Here is a 16,519-nt window from a genome sequence, read left to right on the forward strand (position 1 = left end):
GCCGCCCGGGCGTCGAGAAACGCTGTTCCGGGCTGCGAACGGTGTGCTGGGAGGCGTCGATCGGCCGCATCGAGGGTGCACCCGGGCCGGACGTCGCGGGAGTGGGCACAATGGGGACGTGACTTCCGGCGAGCAGACTGCAACCTCCTTCTATCAAGCCGTGGGCGGCGAGAAGACGTTCCATCGGATCGTCGCGGCGTTCTACCGCGAGGTGGCGCAGGACGAGGTGTTGCGGCCGCTGTATCCGGAGCAGGACCTGGGCCCGGCCGAGCGACGCCTGCGGATGTTCCTGGAGCAGTACTGGGGCGGGCCGCGGACCTACTCCGACGAGCGCGGGCATCCGCGCCTGCGGATGCGGCACATGCCGTTCAAGGTCGGGCCGATCGAGCGGGACGCGTGGCTGCGGGCCATGCGCATCGCGGTGGCGGAAATCGAGCCGGAGGTGCTCGACGATGCGCACCGGCAGCAGCTGCTCGACTACTTCGAGATGGCCGCCAATTCGCTGATCAACTCGCCTTTCTGAGTTGGATCCGCAGAAATCCCAGCGCCTCACAGTGTTTCCGGGCGCCCGCAGCTGTCCGCTGATCATTTGCTGAAACTGGACAAGTCCATTCGACGTGGCCGCGAAAGTCACTGTGCTTTGGCACCATTACGGCTGTGACTGATTTTTCCGCCGCAGCCGGGGGCGGGGCCGGTCCGGCTCCGTGGTGGCGATCTGCTGTGTTCTACCAGGTGTACCCGCGTTCCTTCGCCGATTCCGGCGGTGACGGTGTCGGTGATCTGGGTGGGCTGCGTGACCGTTTGGGGTATCTCGAGCTACTCGGGGTGGACGCGCTGTGGATCTGCCCGGTGATGCGCTCGCCCATGGCCGACGGCGGCTACGACGTGTCGGACCCGCGCGACATCGACCCGCTGTTCGGCGGCCTCGGGGCGCTGGACGAGATCATCGCCGAGGCGCACGACCGGGCCATGCGGGTGACCATGGACCTGGTGCCCAACCACACCAGCGATCAGCATCCCTGGTTCCGGGCGGCGCTGGCGGCGGGGCCGGGGAGTCCGGAGCGGGCGCGGTACTTCTTCCGCGACGGTCGCGGGCCGGACGGCGCTGTGCCGCCGAACAACTGGCCGAGCATCTTCGGTGGTCCGGCCTGGACCCGGGTGATCGAACCGGACGGTCGACCGGGGCAGTGGTACCTGCACATCTTCGCCGCCGAACAACCCGACCTGAATTGGGAAAACCCCGAGGTCGCAGCCGATTTCGAACAAACCCTGCGGTTCTGGCTGGACCGCGGCGTGGACGGCTTCCGGATCGACGTGGCGCACGGCATGGCCAAACCCCCGGGCCTGCCCGATATGGAGCGCGTCGACACGCGGATGCTCCATCTCGAGGACGACGATCCGCGCTTCAACAACCCCGGCGCGCACGACATCCACCGGCGGATCCGGAAGGTGATGGACGAGTATCCGCACGCGGTCGCCATCGGCGAGGTGTGGGTCGACGACAACACCCGCTTCGGCGAATATGTCCGGCCCGACGAACTGCACCTGGCCTTCAATTTCCGGCTCGCCCAGACGCCCTTCCGGCCGGATCGGATCCGCGCGGCCGTGGACAATTCGCTGCGCGCGGTGGCCGAGGTCGGCGCGACGCCCACCTGGACGCTGTCCAACCACGACATCGAGCGCGAGGTCACCCGCTACGGCGGCGGGCCCGTCGGGCAGGCGCGGGCGCGGGCCATGATCCTGCTGGAGCTGGCGCTGCCGGGCAGCGTATTCGTCTACAACGGAGCCGAATTGGGGCTGGCCAATGTGGACGACCTCCCCGAGTGGGCGCTACAGGACCCCACCTGGGAACGCTCCGGGCACACCGAGCGCGGCCGGGACGGCTGCCGGGTGCCGCTGCCGTGGGAGGGGGAGTCGCCGCCGTTCGGGTTCACGACCGGGGTGCCGTGGCTGCCCATGCCGCCGGAGTGGGCGGCGCTGACCGTGGAGGCGCAGCTGGAGCGACTGGATTCCATGCTGTCGCTGTACCGGATGGCGATCGAATTGCGGGCCGTCCGGACGGAATTCGGGGGGTTCGAGCTGGAGTGGTACGCGAGTCCGCCCGGCTGCCTCGCGTTCCGGCGCGAGGGCGGTCTGCTGTGCGTGCTCAATGCCACCGATGCGCCGATCCTGCTCCCCGCGGGTGAGGTGCTGCTGGCGAGCGCGGCGATCAATGCGCGGCGGGAACTTCCGGCGAACTCGACGGCCTGGCTGGTCTGAAAGGGGTTTGTCACGACACGGCCGCACTAGCCCTTACCGGTCGTAGTAGTCATACGGGCATCGACTACCGTTGGGCCGTGAGCATTCTCCAGACAGTGCTGATCTACGTCGGCATCCCGGTCGCGATCTATCTGGTGATCGCCGGATTGTCGTTCCTCGGCAAGCCGCTGCCCGGCAAGAAGCCGGAACACTACGAACTCGGTGCGAAGTGGACCCAGCCCCCGGTGCTGTGGAGCGCGACCGACGAGGTGACCGGATCCGGCCACCACGACACTGCTGATTCGCATGGTGACCATGCGGCTATCGAATCCGCCCACGCGGAGCTGATCGGAGGCCGGGCAAGTGGCAAGTTCTAATTGGCCCGCGGTGGACGAGGCCGACCTACCCCACGGTTACGCGATCACCACGAGTGGACGTGTCTCCGGTGTGCACGAGGCCGGCGACGTCTTCAAGGAAGCGCCGTTCAGCGACCGCGAGCGGCTACTCATGGACAATGCGCTCACCGACGCCACCCGCGCCACCAAGGTGCGCTTCAACATCTACATCGGTGACCTGGGCTCCGACTCGGCCGCCGGCGTGGACGCCATGTTCCCCTCCACCCCCGAGGCCGCCCGCTCGGTGCTCATCGCGGTGGACCCGAACACCAATTCTGTCGAGGTGCGCTCCGGCCGCGACGTCGCCGACCGCGCCAACGACCGCGTCTGCCAGCTCGGCGCCACCGCCGCCACCAGCTCCTTCCGCCAGGGCGAGCTGATCGACGGCCTGGTCTCGGCCGTGCGCGTGATGGCCGCCGCCATCGGGCGGGTCTAGCCGACTTCCGGCACTTCTCGGGGGCTTCGCCCCTGAAACCCCAAGGGACGTTTGGGGGCTCGGCCCCCAAACCCCGAGGGGTGAAGGTCGCGCACCGACCCCCGCACGCCTCGACGACATTTCGCCCTGAGCAGATCGGGGCGCGGGGGCGGGGTGGGGGAATTTACGCTCGGGAGATGGCCGAGCATCCGCGTTTGCAAGCAATTCCCGGTGGTCTCGACGAAGGGGCCGTGGCGCGACGTGCGATGCGTCCGGCGCCGGTGCGCGAGCCGCTGTGGCGGGAGGCACTCGGCGGTCAGTTACGCTCACTTCGGCTGGAGCGGGGGGAGAAACTGACGGAAACGGCTGGGCGGGCGGGTATTTCGCCGCAGTATCTGTCCGAGGTCGAACGGGGGCGCAAGGAGCCGTCCAGCGAGATGATCGCGGCCCTGGCGGGGGCTCTGGGCACCAGCTTGGGTTCGCTCACACGGCAGGTGGCCGAGGACCTGCTTCGCGCCCGTCCCGCCCCGGCCCGGCACCCGGCCATCTCGCCGCTGGCGATCTCCCCCGTCCTGCTGGCCGCCTGATCCACGAGCATGCGTTGGCGCACCTGCCTTTTCGGCGTTGTGCGTGCACCAGCGCATGCTCGGCGGCGTTCAGGCGCGGGGGCCGAGGAGATGGTCGGCCAGGCCGTAGTCGAGCGCCGTTCGCGCGGTGAAGACCCGGTCCCGGTCGGTGTCGCGGCGCAGGGTTTCCGCGGACTGGCCGGTGTGGGTGGCGAGGATGGCTTCGATCTGGGCGCGCATGCGGACGATTTCGTCGGCCTGCAGGATCAGGTCGGGGATGGTGCCCTGACCTCGAATCGCGGGCTGGTGCAGGACGATTCGAGAGTGCGGGAGGACATTGCGGCGGCCCTTCGCGCCGCCGGCCAGCAGCACGGCGCCGACCGCGATCGCCTGGCCGACGCAGGTGGTCACCACGGGGGACTGGATGTGCTGCATGGTGTCGTAGACCGCGAGCATGGCCGGCAGGTCGCCGCCCTCGCAGTTGATGTAGAGGTTGATGTCCTGGCCCGGGCTTTCCGCGTCCAGGTGGAGGAGCTGGGCGATCAGGGCATTGGCGACACCGGAGTCGATGGGCGTGCCGAGATAGACGATGCGTTCGGTGAGCAGATGCGAGTAGACGTCCATGATCCGCTCCCCGCGCGGGTCGCGGGCGATGACATTAGGAATCGTGTAGCTGCTCATGCCGAGATCCCCAGCTTCGGGCGCTGTGGGACGACCTGGTGGAAGGAGTCCACGATGCCGTCGATGAAGCCGTACTCCCGGGCCTGCGTCGCGGTGAACCAGCGGTCGTGCAGGGAGTCCTCGAAGACCTGGTCGTAGGGCTGGCCGGTGTCGGCGGCGATCAGGCCGAGGACGGTCTGCACGGTGTAGCGCAGGTCGTCGGCCTGCACCTCCACCTCGACGGCACTGCCGCCGATGCCCGCCGAACCCTGGTGCATGAGGATGCGGGCGTGCGGCAGGGCGTAGCGGTGCCCGGGTGTCCCCGCCGACAGCAGGAATTGTCCCGCGCTGCAGGCCAATCCGAGGGCCAGTGTGGACACCGTGCCCGGCACCAGCCGCATGACGTCGCGGATGGCGAGCATGGCGGGCACGGACCCGCCGGGCGAGTGGATCCACAGCGAGATGCCGGCCTCGGGATCCTCGGCCGCCAGCGTGAGCAGCTGGGTCATGAGCAGCGTGCCGTTGTCGTCGTCGAGCGGCCCGTCCAGTACGAGCACCCGGCGCGCGAAGAGCTGTTCCCTGGTGTGCCAGTTGAACATCGGAGTCTTGTTCTCTGCCATGCCTTCACGGTGCCGCAGCGGATCGCCGGAAGTCCTGCCGCGCTGCTGTGGGCGGATCCGCCCACAGCAGCGTCTGCCGGGCTAGTGCCGGTGGCAGGTGTCGGCGACGCGGTCGAACTTGGCGCGCACGGGTTCGCTGCCGGGGGCGTGGTCGTGGCGGATCTGCTCGATGCGGTCCTCGACGTCGGGGTACTGGGACACGATGCGGAAGAAGGACTCGGGCCGGGCCTCGGGCGGCAGCTGGTACATCACGGCGAGCCCGGAGGTGAGTTCCGGGTGGCCGTCGATGAGCCGGGCCAGCACTGGATCCTGATCGTTGAGAGTGGTGTCGATCTGGGCCCAGCTGCAGGTGGAGCGGGTGAGCGAGTCATCGTCGTCGGCGGCCGCCACCCCGGTACCGGAAAGCACTGCGGCGGAGCAGATTCCGGTGACGGCGAGAGCGGCGGCGGCGTGACGGGTCCAGGATGTCATGGTGGATGGCCTCATTCGGTCGGGATGGCTTGCGGCACCGATCATGTCGGACTCCCGGCCCCGCGGACCTGTCCGGCGGGGGTTCTTCAGCGACTCTTCAGTCGGCGGCCCCGCACCGACACAGCCCCTCCCGAATGGATTCGGGAGGGGCTGTGCCGGTCGAAATATGCTGCCGTGCAGTGCTTTCTAGCTGCGGTCGAAGGCGCGGGCGCGCAGCGAGCGCTCGATGCCCGCCTTGCCCTCCACCACCAGGCGGCGCAGGGCCGGCGGGTGGTCATCGGCGAGGAACTTGTCGGCCACCGCGACGGCCTCCTCGGTGACGGCCCAGTGCGGGTACAGCCCCACCACGACCGTCTGGGCGACCTCGCTGGAGCGCCGCTCCCACACCGACGCGATCTCGGCGAAGTAGCGCTCCACGTACGGGGCCAGCAGCGCGGCCTGGCCCGCCGGGGCGAAACCGGTGACGATGGCGCGCGCGGTGATGTTCGGCACCGTGTCGTCGCCGATGACGGTGTCCCACGCCGATTCCTTGACCGCCGCCTGCGGGCGGGCGGTGGCCGCGGCCGCGGCCTGGCGGCGGCCCGCGGCGGTGTCGTCGCGGGTGAGTTCCGCGTCGATGACCGGGGTTTCGATGCCGTCGGCGTCGATGGCCCCCGCGGCCGCGAGCGCCTGGGTGATGCGCCAGCGCAGGTCGGTGTCGACGGTCAGGCCCGGCAGGCCGACGCCCTCCGGGTCACCGGCGTGCAGCCGGCGCAGCACCTCGATGTGCTGTGGCGAGAGCAGCGCGCCGGTCAGCGCGTTGACGAACGCCAGCTGGTGGTCCGAGCCCGCGCCGGCGGCGCGGGCCAGTTCCAGCAGGCGGTCGGCGTAGGCGGGCCAGCCCTCGGCGCGCGCCCACTCGGGATCGGCGTAGGCGCCGAGCGCGGTGGCGGCCTGCATGAGCAGCCGCTGGACGACGCCGATCTCGGTTTCCGCGCCGACGCCGCGCTGCACCAGCGCCACGAAGTCGCGGGCCTTCATCTCGGCCTGCCGGGTCATCTCCCAGGCGGCCGACCAGGCCAGCGTGCGAGGCAGCGGCTCGGCGATGTCGGCGATGCGCGCCACCACCGTGTCGAGGGAGCCGGCGTCCAGGCGGACCGAGCAGTAGGTGAGGTCGTCGTCGTTGACCAGCACCAGCTTGCCGCGGCCGACGCCGACCAGCTCGGGCACCTCGGTGCGCTCGGCCGGATCGATGTCGAGCTCGACGCGCTTGGTGCGCACCAGCTTTCCGTCCTGGTCGTCGTAGACGCCGATGGCCAGGCGGTGCACGCGGCGCTCACCGGCGCCGGGCTCCGCGCCCTGCTGGACGACCGCGAAGGAGGCGAAGTTGCCGTCCGCGTCGACGGTGAAGTCCGGGCGCAGGATGTTCAGGCCGGTGGTCTTGAGCCACTGCGCGCCCCAGTCGGACAGGTCGCGGCCGGACGCCTTCTCCAGCGCGCCCACCAGATCGTCGAAGGTGGCGTTGCCGTAGGCGTGTTCGGTGAAGTAGTCGCGCAGACCGGCCAGGAACGGCTCCTCGCCGACGTAGGCCACCAGCTGCTTGAGCACGGACGCGCCCTTGGCGTAGGTGATGCCGTCGAAGTTCACCTCGACCGCGGCCAGGTCCGGGATGTCGGCGGCGATCGGGTGGGTCGAGGGCAGCTGGTCCTGCCGGTACGCCCACGACTTCTCGACATTGGCGAAAGTGGTCCAGGCATTGGTGTATTCGGTCGCGCCGACCTGGCACAGCACCGAGGCGAAGGTGGCGAACGACTCGTTCAGCCACAGGTCGTCCCACCACTTCATGGTGACCAGGTCGCCGAACCACATGTGCGCCATCTCGTGCAGCACGGTCTCGCAGCGGCGCTCATAGGAGGCGCGAGTCACCTTGGAGCGGAAGACGTAGTCCTCGAGGAAGGTGACCGCGCCCGCGTTCTCCATGGCGCCCGCGTTGAATTCGGGCACGAACAGCTGGTCGTACTTGCCGAAGGCATAGGGCACACCGAAATTGGCGTGGTAGAAGCCGAAGCCCTGCTTGGTCTCGGTGAAAAGCCGTTCGGCGTCCATGAATTCGGCCAGCGAGGCGCGGCAGTAGATGCCGAGCGGGATCTCGCCGTGCGAATCGCTGTACGAGTCGGTCCACTTCGCGTACGGACCGGCGATGAGCGCGACCAGGTAGGTGCTCATGCGCGGGGTGGGGGCGAAGGTGTGGCGGACCACGGTGCCGATGGTGTGGGTGTCGGCGACCGCGCCGTTGGAGATGACCTCCCAATCCTCGGGCGCGGTGACGATCACGTCGTAGGTGGCCTTGAGGTCGGGCTGGTCGAAGCAGGCGAACATGCGCTTGCAGTCGGCGGTTTCGAACTGCGAGTACAGATAGACCTTGTTGTCGGTGGGGTCGACGAAGCGGTGCAGGCCCTCACCGGTGTTCGAGTACTCGCCGTCGGCCTCGATGACGAGCTCGTTGTTCGCGGCCAGGTTCGGCAGGGTGAGGCCCTGCTCCTCGTCGTAGCCGCTCACATCCAGGGCCACGCCGTTGAGCACGGCCGAGCGCACACCCGCGCCCACGAAGTCGATGAAGGTCTGCGCACCCGGGGTCGCGGTGAAGGTCACGGTGGACTTCGAGTGGAAGGTCTCACGGCGCGGCTCTTCGGCACCGGTGGGCTGTCCGGTCAGGTCCAGTTCGACCCGATAGTTCTCCACCTGGACCGTCGCGGCGCGTTCGATCGCCTGCTCGCGGGTGAGATTCGGTGCGGACAAGGGGGCTCCTTAGCTCTCGGAGAACTTCTGCCGTGCAGGTGCACCCGGCTCGCTGAGCGGCGCTGCCCAGGGCTCGGTGCGGAATGCGATGCGCCCGCGCGAGGCATCGAGCGGACCGAACAATTCTCCACTCGTGACCCGGCGCGGACACGACGTTCCCCACAATGCCACGTCCCGCCGACCCGTGGCGCGGGCCCGCGCGGGCCGATCGTTCCCGGCCCGCGCGGGCCGGTTGCTCCAGGTCGACTGCGATCGGGCGTTCGACCGGGCGTCGGGGCGGGCGGTGCCCGTCGGTAAGCTCTGCGGCGGCAGCAATCGCCCAGCACGAGGAGGACCGTTGAAGCACATCCACGCCGGTAAGGTGCGCGACCTGTACGAGGACGGCGATTCGCTGATCCTGGTCGCATCCGACCGGGTGTCGGTGTACGACGTGGTGCTGCCGACCCCGATTCCGGACAAGGGCGCGCTGCTCACCCAGCTGTCCAACTGGTGGTTCGGGTTCTTCTCCGATGTGCCCAACCACATTCTGTCCACCACCGACGTGCCCGCCGAGTTCGCGGGCCGCGGGGTGCGGGTCAAGCCGCTGAAGATGCTGAAGGTGGAGTGCATCGCGCGCGGCTACCTGACCGGCGGCGGCCTGGCCGAATACCAGCGCTCCGGCACCGTGTCCGGTATCGCGCTGCCGCCCGGCCTGCGTGACGGCGACAAGCTGCCCGAACCCATCTTCACCCCGACCACCAAGGCCGACGCCGGGCACGACGAGCCCATCAGCTTCGCGGACGTGGTGAACCAGGAGGGCAGGGAGGTCGCCGAGCGGCTGCGCGACCTGACGCTCGAGATCTATGCCCGGGGCGCCGAGCATGCCGCCGCGCGCGGGGTCATCATCGCCGACACCAAGATCGAACTCGGCTGGGACGGCGACGTTCTCACCGTCGGCGACGAGGTGCTGACCTCGGACTCCTCCCGCTTCTGGCCCGCCGACGACTACGAGCCCGGCCGCCCGCAGAAGTCGTTCGACAAGCAGTTCGTGCGCGACTGGTCCACCTCCACCGGGTGGAACAAGGAGTACCCGGGCCCGGAGATTCCGGCCGAGGTGATCGAGGTGACCCGCCAGAAGTACGTCGCGGCCTACGAGCTCATCACCGGCAATACCTGGAGCGGCGTTCCGGGCTAGGCCGGAACCGCTTCGGCGGCAAGGAAGTTCGTGACGAAGGCGTCGGCCCGACGGACCCTGCGGGACCGAAGACTCCGGAAGGTTGCCGGGACGCGAAGCCCACCGAATACGAGATCTCCTGCTTCACCGGCGATTCCGCGTGCACCGTCGAGGAGCTGTCCGGAATCCATTGGGGCAGTGAGGCGAATGCCACCGCCCTGATGGTCGGTGCCTACCGCACCTCGGCCCGCCGGCACGAACGCCTGCTGCATTCGCTCCCGCCCGTCCTGGTCGTCACCGACGACTTCGACACGTGCGGCTGGATCGAATCCGCCGCGGCCTCCGCCGTCGATCAGAGCGCCGGTTCACAGGCCATGGTGGACCGCCTCCTCGACTGGAGCCTGGTCTGCACCCTGCGCACCTGGTTCGACCAGGCCGGGCCCGCCGCCCCGGGCTGGTTCCGCGGCCTGTCCGACCCGTTCGGCTTCTCCGCCGCCTTCAAACGCCACCGCGGCCAGAGCCCCACCGCCTTCCGCGCCACCGCCGCCTGACCTGCCGCCGGTCGGTCACTGGCGGCGCAGGCGGGCGGCGCGGATGGTGAGGTAGTCGCGTTCGGGGAGGCTGGTGGTGTGGCGGGCGGCGGCGGTGTAGGCGGCGATGGCTTCGTCGGAGTCGCCGGCCATTTCGTGGAGGTGGCCCCGGACGGCGTCGAGGCGGTGGTTGCCCGCGAGCGAGTCGGTGAGGGTGTCGGCGAGGTCCAGGCCCGCCTGGGGGCCGTGGACCATGGCGGTGGCGACCGCGCGGTTGAGGGTCACCATCGGGTTGGGGGACTGGCGTTCGAGGGCGTTGTACAGCAGCAAGATTCGGGGCCAGTCGGTGTCCTCGGGGCGCAGCGCCTGGGCGTGCAGGGCGGCGATGGCGGCCTGGATCTGGTACGGGCCGATGAGGCCGCTGCGCACCGACGCGGTCGCCAGCCGCACACCCTCGATGATCATTTCGCGATCCCAGAGGCCGCGATCCTGTTCGGCGAGCGGGATCAGCTCGCCGCGGCTTCCGGTGCGTGCCGCCCGCCGGGCATCGGTCAGCAGCAGCAATGCGAGCAACCCGGTGACCTCCGGATCGTCCGGCAGGACGCGGAACAGGGCCCGCGCCAACCGAATCGCCTCGCTCGACAGATCGCCCCGCCGCAGTCGCTCGCCACCGCTGGTGTGCCCCTCGGTGTAGATCAGATAGAGCACCCGCAGCACACTGCTCAGCCGCTCATTCCATTCTTCCCGTTGCCCGTTCGATCCCGCAGGCATGGCGAAGGGCCGCTCCTCGGCTGCCAGACGCTTCTTGGCCCGCGTAATCCGCTGCGCCATGGTCCTTTCCGGTAGCAGGAAGGCTCGCGAGATCTCCTCGGTGGTGAGCCCGCCCACCGCCCGCAGCGTCAGCGCGATCGCACTGGCCGGCGACAGGGCCGGATGGCAGCACAGGAAGAACAGCGTCAGCGTGTCGTCGCGATCCTCGGCGATGACGGCGTCGGCCGGATCGGGGGCGGCGGCGCCGAGTCGTTCGGGTTCGCGGATGGCGTTGGCGGCCTCGCGGTTTCGACGGGCCGACTCGGCGCGGATGGTGTCGATGAGACGCCGCGCGCCGACCTGGATCAGCCAGCCGCGCGGGTTGCCGGGCACGCCGTCGGCGGGCCACTGGGTGGCGGCGGCGAGCATGGCCTCCTGGAGGGCGTCCTCGGCGGCGTCGAAGTCGCCGTAGCGGCGGACGAGGCTGCCGAGGACCTGCGGCGCGAGGTCGCGCAGCAGATCCTCGATCGCGGTGTCCGGCATCAGAGATCGGCGGCGGGGGCGCTCATGATCGGGCGGATCTCGATGTACTCGCCGATCGGCTTGCCGCCGGGGCCGGGCGCGGCCGATGCCTTGGCCGCGATCTCGAGCGCACGGTCCGGGCTGTCGACATCGACGATCCAGAACCCGGCCAGGAACTCCTTGGTCTCGGGGAAGGGGCCGTCGGTGACCACCGGCGCGGAACGGCCGTCGGACGTGACGGTGCGCGCCTGGCCCGGATCGGCGAGGCCCTGGGCGTCGACGAGTTCGCCGGACTTGGCCAGCTCCTCGCCGAGGGCGCGCTGGAAGTCGATGTGGGCCTGGATCTCCTCGGGCGCCCACTCGTTGATCGGGGTGTCGCAGTAGGCGGCGGCGGAGTAGGTCTTGATCAGGATGTACTTCACGGTCGGCTCCTTTCGTCGGTGCACCCTTGCGGGCGCTCTCGTCCAGAGGTCGGAGCCCAGTACGCCGGGACGACGCACTCCGTACTCCGGATCATATGAGGGTCGTCACAGCTCCTCGGGGTTCACGGCCTCGCCGCTCAGGATCAGCTTCTTGATCTTGTCCTGCATATCCCAGATGTTCACGTTCATCCCGGCCAGCACCCGGTTTCCCGAGTCCAGCCAGTACGCCACGAACTCGCGCTCACCGAGGTCGCCGCGCACCACCACGCGCGCCTGCTGCCCTCGCGCCACGTACCCGGTGTACTCCATCCCGAGGTCGTACTGGTCGGTAAAGAAGTAGGGCAGCCGGTCGTACACGGCGGGCTTGCCCAGCATGGTCAGGGCCGCCACCGCGGGCTGATTGAGCGCATTCGCCCAGTGCTCCACCCGGATTCGCTGCCCCAGCACCGGATGCTGCTGATCGGCGATGTCACCGACCGCGACGATATCCGGGTCGCTGGTGGCCAGGCTCTCGTCGACCAGGACGCCGCCGCCGACCGCCAGCCCGGCATCGGCGGCCAGCTCGATATTGGGCCGCGCACCCACCGCGACCAGCACCGCGTCCGCCTCGATATGGGTACCGTCGTCGAGCCGCACGCCAGCGGCCCGGCCGTCGGCGGTGGTGATCTCGCCGACCTTCACCCCGAGCCGCAGATCCACCCCGTGCGCGCGGTGCAGATCGGCGAACACCGCGCCCATCTCGGCCCCGAGCGCGGCCTGCAGCGGCACCGATTCCGCCTCCAGCACAGTCACTTCCACGCCGGCGGCGCGTGCGGCGGCGGTCACCTCGAGCCCGATCCACCCCCCGCCGATGACGGCCAGTCGCCGCGCGGAGCCGAACATCGCGAGCAGGGCGTCGGATTCCTCGATGGTGCGCAGCACGTGCACCCCCTCGGCGTCCGCGCCGGGCAGCCGCAGCAGCCGCGGCCGCGAACCGGTGGCCAGCGCCAGCTTGTCGTAGGGCAGTGTCGTACCGTCCGGCAGCGCAATGGTTTTGGTGCCGCGATCCAGCGCGGTGACGGTGGTGCCCGGCATCATCTCGATATGGTGGTCGCGATACCACTGCGCCGGATCCACGGTGAAGTCGCTGAGCGCCTGCTTGCCCAGCAGATGCTCCTTGGACAGCGGCGGCCGCTCGTACGGCAGATGATCCTCCGCGCTGACGAGCGTGACCGAACCGTCGAAATCATTGGCCCGCAAGGCTTCCGCGAGCTTTGCGGCCGCCAGTCCACCGCCCGCGATGACGAACCTGGATGTGGTCATGCCGAAACCTCCCTGCTAGTACGGTCGGGACCGCCGTCGATGAGGCCGATAGTCCGACCCTAGCCCGGGTGGAGTCGGGCGGAGCGGAAATATCGGCAACAATCGGGGTTGTTGCGCATTGAGTACGGCCCTGCCCTCGGCCGTCGATCGACTGCGAAAGGATTTCCCTGTGAGCGACACCAAGAAGGACCGGGTCGACTTCTGGTTCGACCCGCTGTGCCCGTGGTGCTGGATCACCTCCCGCTGGATCCTCGAGGTCGAGCAGGTACGCGATATCGAGACGCACTTCCACGTGATGAGCCTGTCCGTGCTGAACGAAGGCCGCGAGGGCCTGCCCCCGCAGTACGAGGAGCTGCTCGCGACCGGCTGGGGCCCGGTGCGGGTCGCCATCGCGGCGGCCCAGGCGCACGGCGACAAGGTGCTGGCCCCGCTCTACACCGCCATGGGCACCCGCCTGCACAACCGCCGCGCCGAGTACGAGCGCGAGGACGGCTCCCGCGCGGACCTGCTCGCCCAGATCATCGCCGAGTCGCTGGCCGAGGTGGGCCTGCCCGCCGACCTGGCCGAGGCCGCCAAGGGCACCGACTTCGACGAGGCCCTGCGCGCCTCGCACCACGCCGGCATGGACAAGGTCGGCCCGGATGTCGGCACGCCGACCATCCACATCAATGACGTCGCCTTCTTCGGGCCGGTGCTCTCGCGCATCCCGCGCGGGGAGGAGGCGGGCAAGCTGTGGGACGGCGCGGTCGCGCTGGCCGCCTACCCGCACTTCTTCGAGCTCAAGCGGACCCGCACCGAGGATCCCGTCTTCGACTGAGCTCTCCGCCTCCCCGGGGCTTCAGCGCCCGGCTGGTAGCCGTTCACCGGCGGGCACGCGTGCCCGCGGTTGAGCAGCAAGCCGATTTCCGCGGTACCCGGGGAGGTACCCTCGGCTCACGAAATGAGTTGTGCCGTCGCATATTTGGAGACGTCGCCCGATCTCGCTGTCGCGAGACGTCATTGCGGCCGGTACTCGTGATATGTGGTGGTTTCGCCGTATCCGGGTGGTGGACCGCCGTATCCGCCCGGGTACGGCGGCTGGTACCCGCCATAGGGCGGGGCTGCGACCGGACGCTGCGGTGCGTCGGGCCGCCAGAACAGCTTGCCGTGGCGGCTGCGGTCGCGCAGCGCCCACATGCGCCAGGTCAGTACCGGATGACTGGACATGGCGTTCACGATCCAGACGAAGAAGCCCTTCTCCTGGGCCGCCCGGTCGGCCATCTCGTCGAAACCGACCAGATTGTTCAGATACTTGCCGCCCGCCAGCGTCTGCATGGCCGGGGGCGCACCCTGCGGCCGGTTGCAGAAGCCGTGATTGTCGGCGGTGTACTCCTGGGAGCGGATCAGCGAGCTGCCCAGGATCGGCAGGAACGGCGCCATGAACATGCCCAGCTGCCGCCAGTACGAGACGTGCCCGGCCGCGATGTGCCCGACCTCGTGGCCGATGATGAAGGCCAGCGCCTCGGGATTGCGTGCCGCGCCGCCGATTTCGAACAGATCGCTGTACACCACCACGTAGCGGCGGAAGCCGTGCCCGGAGGCGAACGCATTGATCTGGCCGTTGCCCAGCACCACGTAGGCATCGGGCACCTTCGGCATGCCGAACCGGGCCGCGGCCTCCTGCACCATGCGATAGCCCTCGGGGAACTGGGTCGGCGACATCTTCACGCCGTTCACCCGCTGGGCCGCGTAGTTCAGACCGCGGCCCAGGTAGACCAGCAACGGCGCGAACACCAGGGCCAGCACCAGCTGACCGGCATAGCCGGACACCAGCAGCAGTAGCGCGAACAGATACGCCAGCACGGTGGCCACGATCACGACCACCAGCAGCGGGATCTCCCAGCTGTGCCGTGCCGGCATCCCGAACGGGGACAGACCCCGGGTCTGCTGCACCACCGGCGGCTGGGGCGGCGAATACGGTTGCTGCGGAGCCCATCCCGGCGGGCCCAGCCGCGGATCCCACCCGGTCATGCCGGTCACGGGGTTCCAGGCCGGACTGCTTCCGGCGGTCGGCGGTCCCGGTAGGCCGCCAGCGGATTGCCCCCCGTAGGCGTTCGGCGTTGGTGAACTGTCGTCGGACGTCATGCCTGGATAGTACGTTTCACCGGCGTCGACGCACGGTCGTCGCTGCGGGGCCGCTCACGCGACGGGCTGCCGGGGTGAGAGCCCCGTGCGGGCCGGGGGCGGGCGTGCTGACAGAATCGCAGCCATGCGCGTATACCTGGGTGCCGACCATGCCGGCTTCGAACTGAAGAACCACGTCAAGGCTCACCTCGAGGGCCAGGGCCACGATGTCGTCGACTGCGGCGCGCTGGAATACGACGCCCTCGACGACTACCCGGCCTTCTGCATCGAGGCCGCTCGCCGTGTGGTCGCCGAGCCGGGTTCGCTGGGCTTCGTCTTCGGCGGCTCCGGCAATGGTGAGCAGATCGCCGCCAACAAGGTGCCCGGCGCCCGCTGCGCCCTGGGCTGGAGCGTGGAGACCGCGCAGCTCGCCCGCCAGCACAACAACGCCCAGCTGCTCGGCATCGGCGGCCGCATGCACAGCACCGAGGAAGCCCTCGCCATCGTGGACGCCTTCATGACCACCCCGTGGTCCAACGAGGAGCGCCACCAGCGCCGCATCGACATCCTCGCCGAGTACGAGAAGACCGGCGTGCCCCCGGCCCTCCCGAACTGACCTGTGCCCGAAGGCCATACGCTGCACCGCCTGGCGAAGCTGCACCACAAGCGCTTCGCCGGCGGTCAGGTCCGAGTCTCCAGCCCGCAAGGGCGATTCGCCGAGGGCGCGGCGCTGATCGACGGCCGGGTGCTGACCCGCGCCGAAGCGTGGGGCAAACACCTGCTCCACCACTATGATTCGGGCGTCACCCTGCACATCCACCTGGGCCTGTACGGCAAGTTCACCGAATCCGCTGTGCCCATGGACGATCCGGTCGGCGAGGTCCGCATGCGCCTGATCGGCGGCGGCCGCACCGGCGACCTGCACGGCACCGACCTGCGCGGCCCCGCCGCGTGCGAGATCCTGCTCGACCCCGAGGTCGAAGCGCTCACCTCCCGCCTGGGCCCCGACCCATTGCGCCGGGACGCCGAACCCGACCGTGCCTGGGACCGCATCCGCCGCTCCCAGCGGCCGATCGGCGCGCTGCTCATGGATCAGAAGATCCTGGCCGGGGTCGGCAATGTCTACCGCGCGGAAGTCCTCTTTCGCCATGGCATCTCGCCTGATCGTCCGGGAACCCAGCTCTCGTACGAAGAGTGGCAGGCGATCTGGTCCGACCTGGTCGACCTGATGAAGGTGGGCGTGCGCCGCGGCAAGATCGTGGTGGTCCGCCCCGAAGACGACCACGGCGCACCGGCTTATGCCAAGGACAAGCCGCGAACCTACGTGTACCGGCGGGCGGGAGACCCGTGCCGTCTGTGTGGCACCACGGTCCTGCACTCGGTGCTGGACGCCCGAAACCTGTTCTGGTGCCCCACCTGTCAGCCCCGCTGAACCCGTCGCGGACCAGAGCGGCACGTCCGTCTCGAGCTGGATCCGAATCGGCGTTCCGGCAGACGCACGCTCATGGCTCCCCTTTATGTCAAGACCGGGATGTGGGTGTGGGGTTAGCCTGGTTGGTGGGTCCGGGATGTGGCTTGTCCGAAGGATCGGGTG

At 69.4% G+C, this 16,519-nt stretch carries 18 protein-coding genes; 10 read left to right on the forward strand and 8 right to left on the reverse strand.

The genetic code is table 11. The features are described from left to right. Positions 1–118: 118 nt before the first annotated feature. The 5 genes from ACWEKS_RS22735 to ACWEKS_RS22755 all read left to right on the forward strand — a co-directional run bounded on the left by ACWEKS_RS22735 (position 119) and on the right by ACWEKS_RS22755 (position 3,635). Positions 119–523 carry a globin gene (locus tag ACWEKS_RS22735; protein ID WP_379398967.1) on the forward strand — a complete coding sequence of 135 codons (405 nt, stop codon included), beginning with the start codon at positions 119–121 and terminating at the stop codon, positions 521–523. A gap of 134 nt (positions 524–657) precedes the next feature. Beyond that, positions 658–2,259 (forward strand): glycoside hydrolase family 13 protein, encoded by a 1,602-nt coding sequence (locus ACWEKS_RS22740; RefSeq protein ID WP_452341931.1) that lies wholly within the window; start codon positions 658–660, stop codon positions 2,257–2,259. 77 nt (positions 2,260–2,336) lie between these two features. Next, complete coding sequence (ctaJ, locus tag ACWEKS_RS22745) at positions 2,337–2,615, forward strand: aa3-type cytochrome oxidase subunit CtaJ (protein ID WP_328289985.1); 279 nt, start codon at positions 2,337–2,339, stop codon at positions 2,613–2,615. Continuing rightward, positions 2,602–3,069: a DUF5130 domain-containing protein gene (locus ACWEKS_RS22750; RefSeq protein ID WP_452341932.1), complete on the forward strand. Its 468-nt coding sequence runs from the start codon at positions 2,602–2,604 to the stop codon at positions 3,067–3,069. Before ctaJ ends, ACWEKS_RS22750 begins: the two co-directional genes overlap by 14 nt. Before the next feature lie 176 nt (positions 3,070–3,245). Further along, the gene (locus ACWEKS_RS22755) at positions 3,246–3,635 is read left to right on the forward strand and encodes a helix-turn-helix domain-containing protein (RefSeq protein WP_452341933.1); all 390 of its coding nucleotides are present in this window, start codon (positions 3,246–3,248) and stop codon (positions 3,633–3,635) included. Positions 3,636–3,704: 69 nt separating this feature from the next. On the opposite strand, the gene ACWEKS_RS22760 is transcribed toward ACWEKS_RS22755, so the two are convergent. From ACWEKS_RS22760 to pepN, 4 genes are all read right to left on the reverse strand, one after another. Continuing rightward, on the reverse strand, positions 3,705–4,295 hold the full coding sequence (locus ACWEKS_RS22760; protein ID WP_354834683.1) for a ClpP family protease: 591 nt from the start codon (positions 4,293–4,295) through the stop codon (positions 3,705–3,707). Continuing rightward, positions 4,292–4,894 (reverse strand): ClpP family protease, encoded by a 603-nt coding sequence (locus ACWEKS_RS22765; protein WP_452341934.1) that lies wholly within the window; start codon positions 4,892–4,894, stop codon positions 4,292–4,294. Before ACWEKS_RS22765 ends, ACWEKS_RS22760 begins: the two co-directional genes overlap by 4 nt. Before the next feature lie 81 nt (positions 4,895–4,975). Next, entirely contained in the window at positions 4,976–5,365 is a 390-nt protein-coding gene (locus tag ACWEKS_RS22770; protein ID WP_354834689.1) for a hemophore-related protein, read from the reverse strand. Between the two features lie 186 nt (positions 5,366–5,551). Then, the gene (gene pepN / locus ACWEKS_RS22775; protein WP_452341935.1) at positions 5,552–8,143 is read right to left on the reverse strand and encodes an aminopeptidase N; all 2,592 of its coding nucleotides are present in this window, start codon (positions 8,141–8,143) and stop codon (positions 5,552–5,554) included. A gap of 337 nt (positions 8,144–8,480) precedes the next feature. Between pepN and ACWEKS_RS22780 the strand changes: the two genes are divergently transcribed. Beyond that, positions 8,481–9,317 (forward strand): phosphoribosylaminoimidazolesuccinocarboxamide synthase, encoded by an 837-nt coding sequence (locus ACWEKS_RS22780; RefSeq protein WP_452341936.1) that lies wholly within the window; start codon positions 8,481–8,483, stop codon positions 9,315–9,317. A 164-nt stretch (positions 9,318–9,481) separates the two neighbouring features. Further along, positions 9,482–9,847 (forward strand): cupin domain-containing protein, encoded by a 366-nt coding sequence (locus ACWEKS_RS22785; RefSeq protein WP_452341944.1) that lies wholly within the window; start codon positions 9,482–9,484, stop codon positions 9,845–9,847. Between the two features lie 15 nt (positions 9,848–9,862). Here the strand turns inward: ACWEKS_RS22785 and ACWEKS_RS22790 are convergent, their stop codons facing one another. The 3 genes from ACWEKS_RS22790 to ACWEKS_RS22800 form a co-directional block, all read right to left on the reverse strand. Beyond that, positions 9,863–11,119, reverse strand: a complete 1,257-nt coding sequence (locus ACWEKS_RS22790) for an RNA polymerase sigma factor (protein ID WP_452341937.1) — start codon at positions 11,117–11,119, stop codon at positions 9,863–9,865. Further along, a complete protein-coding gene (locus ACWEKS_RS22795; protein ID WP_354834706.1) occupies positions 11,119–11,520 on the reverse strand; it encodes a YciI family protein in 402 nt (133 codons plus the stop codon). The genes ACWEKS_RS22790 and ACWEKS_RS22795 overlap by 1 nt, the downstream gene beginning before the upstream one ends. 105 nt (positions 11,521–11,625) lie before the next feature. Next, the gene (locus tag ACWEKS_RS22800) at positions 11,626–12,822 is read right to left on the reverse strand and encodes an NAD(P)/FAD-dependent oxidoreductase (RefSeq protein WP_452341938.1); all 1,197 of its coding nucleotides are present in this window, start codon (positions 12,820–12,822) and stop codon (positions 11,626–11,628) included. A 169-nt stretch (positions 12,823–12,991) separates the two neighbouring features. Between ACWEKS_RS22800 and ACWEKS_RS22805 the strand changes: the two genes are divergently transcribed. Then, positions 12,992–13,639, forward strand: a complete 648-nt coding sequence (locus tag ACWEKS_RS22805) for a mycothiol-dependent nitroreductase Rv2466c family protein (protein ID WP_379398955.1) — start codon at positions 12,992–12,994, stop codon at positions 13,637–13,639. 179 nt (positions 13,640–13,818) lie between these two features. On the opposite strand, the gene ACWEKS_RS22810 is transcribed toward ACWEKS_RS22805, so the two are convergent. After that, a complete protein-coding gene (locus ACWEKS_RS22810; protein ID WP_452341945.1) occupies positions 13,819–14,832 on the reverse strand; it encodes a M48 family metallopeptidase in 1,014 nt (337 codons plus the stop codon). A 238-nt stretch (positions 14,833–15,070) separates the two neighbouring features. Here ACWEKS_RS22810 and ACWEKS_RS22815 point away from each other — a divergent pair, with 238 nt between their 5' ends. Both ACWEKS_RS22815 and ACWEKS_RS22820 read left to right on the forward strand, forming a co-directional pair. After that, the gene (locus tag ACWEKS_RS22815) at positions 15,071–15,541 is read left to right on the forward strand and encodes a ribose-5-phosphate isomerase (RefSeq protein ID WP_040860227.1); all 471 of its coding nucleotides are present in this window, start codon (positions 15,071–15,073) and stop codon (positions 15,539–15,541) included. Between the two features lie 3 nt (positions 15,542–15,544). Then, the gene (locus ACWEKS_RS22820; RefSeq protein ID WP_452341939.1) at positions 15,545–16,357 is read left to right on the forward strand and encodes an Fpg/Nei family DNA glycosylase; all 813 of its coding nucleotides are present in this window, start codon (positions 15,545–15,547) and stop codon (positions 16,355–16,357) included. The last annotated feature ends 162 nt before the right edge of the window (positions 16,358–16,519 follow it).

The sequence above is a fragment of the Nocardia sp. NPDC004711 genome (assembly GCF_053601595.1).

Bases quoted from the DNA above. Each gene is read 5' to 3' on its own strand.
- ACWEKS_RS22755 (WP_452341933.1), top strand. From the start codon at position 3,246: ATGGCCGAGCATCCGCGTTTGCAAGCAATTCCCGGTGGTCTCGACGAA.
- ACWEKS_RS22760 (WP_354834683.1), bottom strand. From the start codon at position 4,295: ATGAGCAGCTACACGATTCCTAATGTCATCGCCCGCGACCCGCGCGGG.
- ACWEKS_RS22765 (WP_452341934.1), bottom strand. From the start codon at position 4,894: ATGGCAGAGAACAAGACTCCGATGTTCAACTGGCACACCAGGGAACAG.
- ACWEKS_RS22770 (WP_354834689.1), bottom strand. From the start codon at position 5,365: ATGACATCCTGGACCCGTCACGCCGCCGCCGCTCTCGCCGTCACCGGA.
- ACWEKS_RS22790 (WP_452341937.1), bottom strand. From the start codon at position 11,119: ATGCCGGACACCGCGATCGAGGATCTGCTGCGCGACCTCGCGCCGCAG.
- ACWEKS_RS22800 (WP_452341938.1), bottom strand. From the start codon at position 12,822: ATGACCACATCCAGGTTCGTCATCGCGGGCGGTGGACTGGCGGCCGCA.
- ACWEKS_RS22810 (WP_452341945.1), bottom strand. From the start codon at position 14,832: ATGACCGGGTGGGATCCGCGGCTGGGCCCGCCGGGATGGGCTCCGCAG.
- ACWEKS_RS22815 (WP_040860227.1), top strand. From the start codon at position 15,071: ATGCGCGTATACCTGGGTGCCGACCATGCCGGCTTCGAACTGAAGAAC.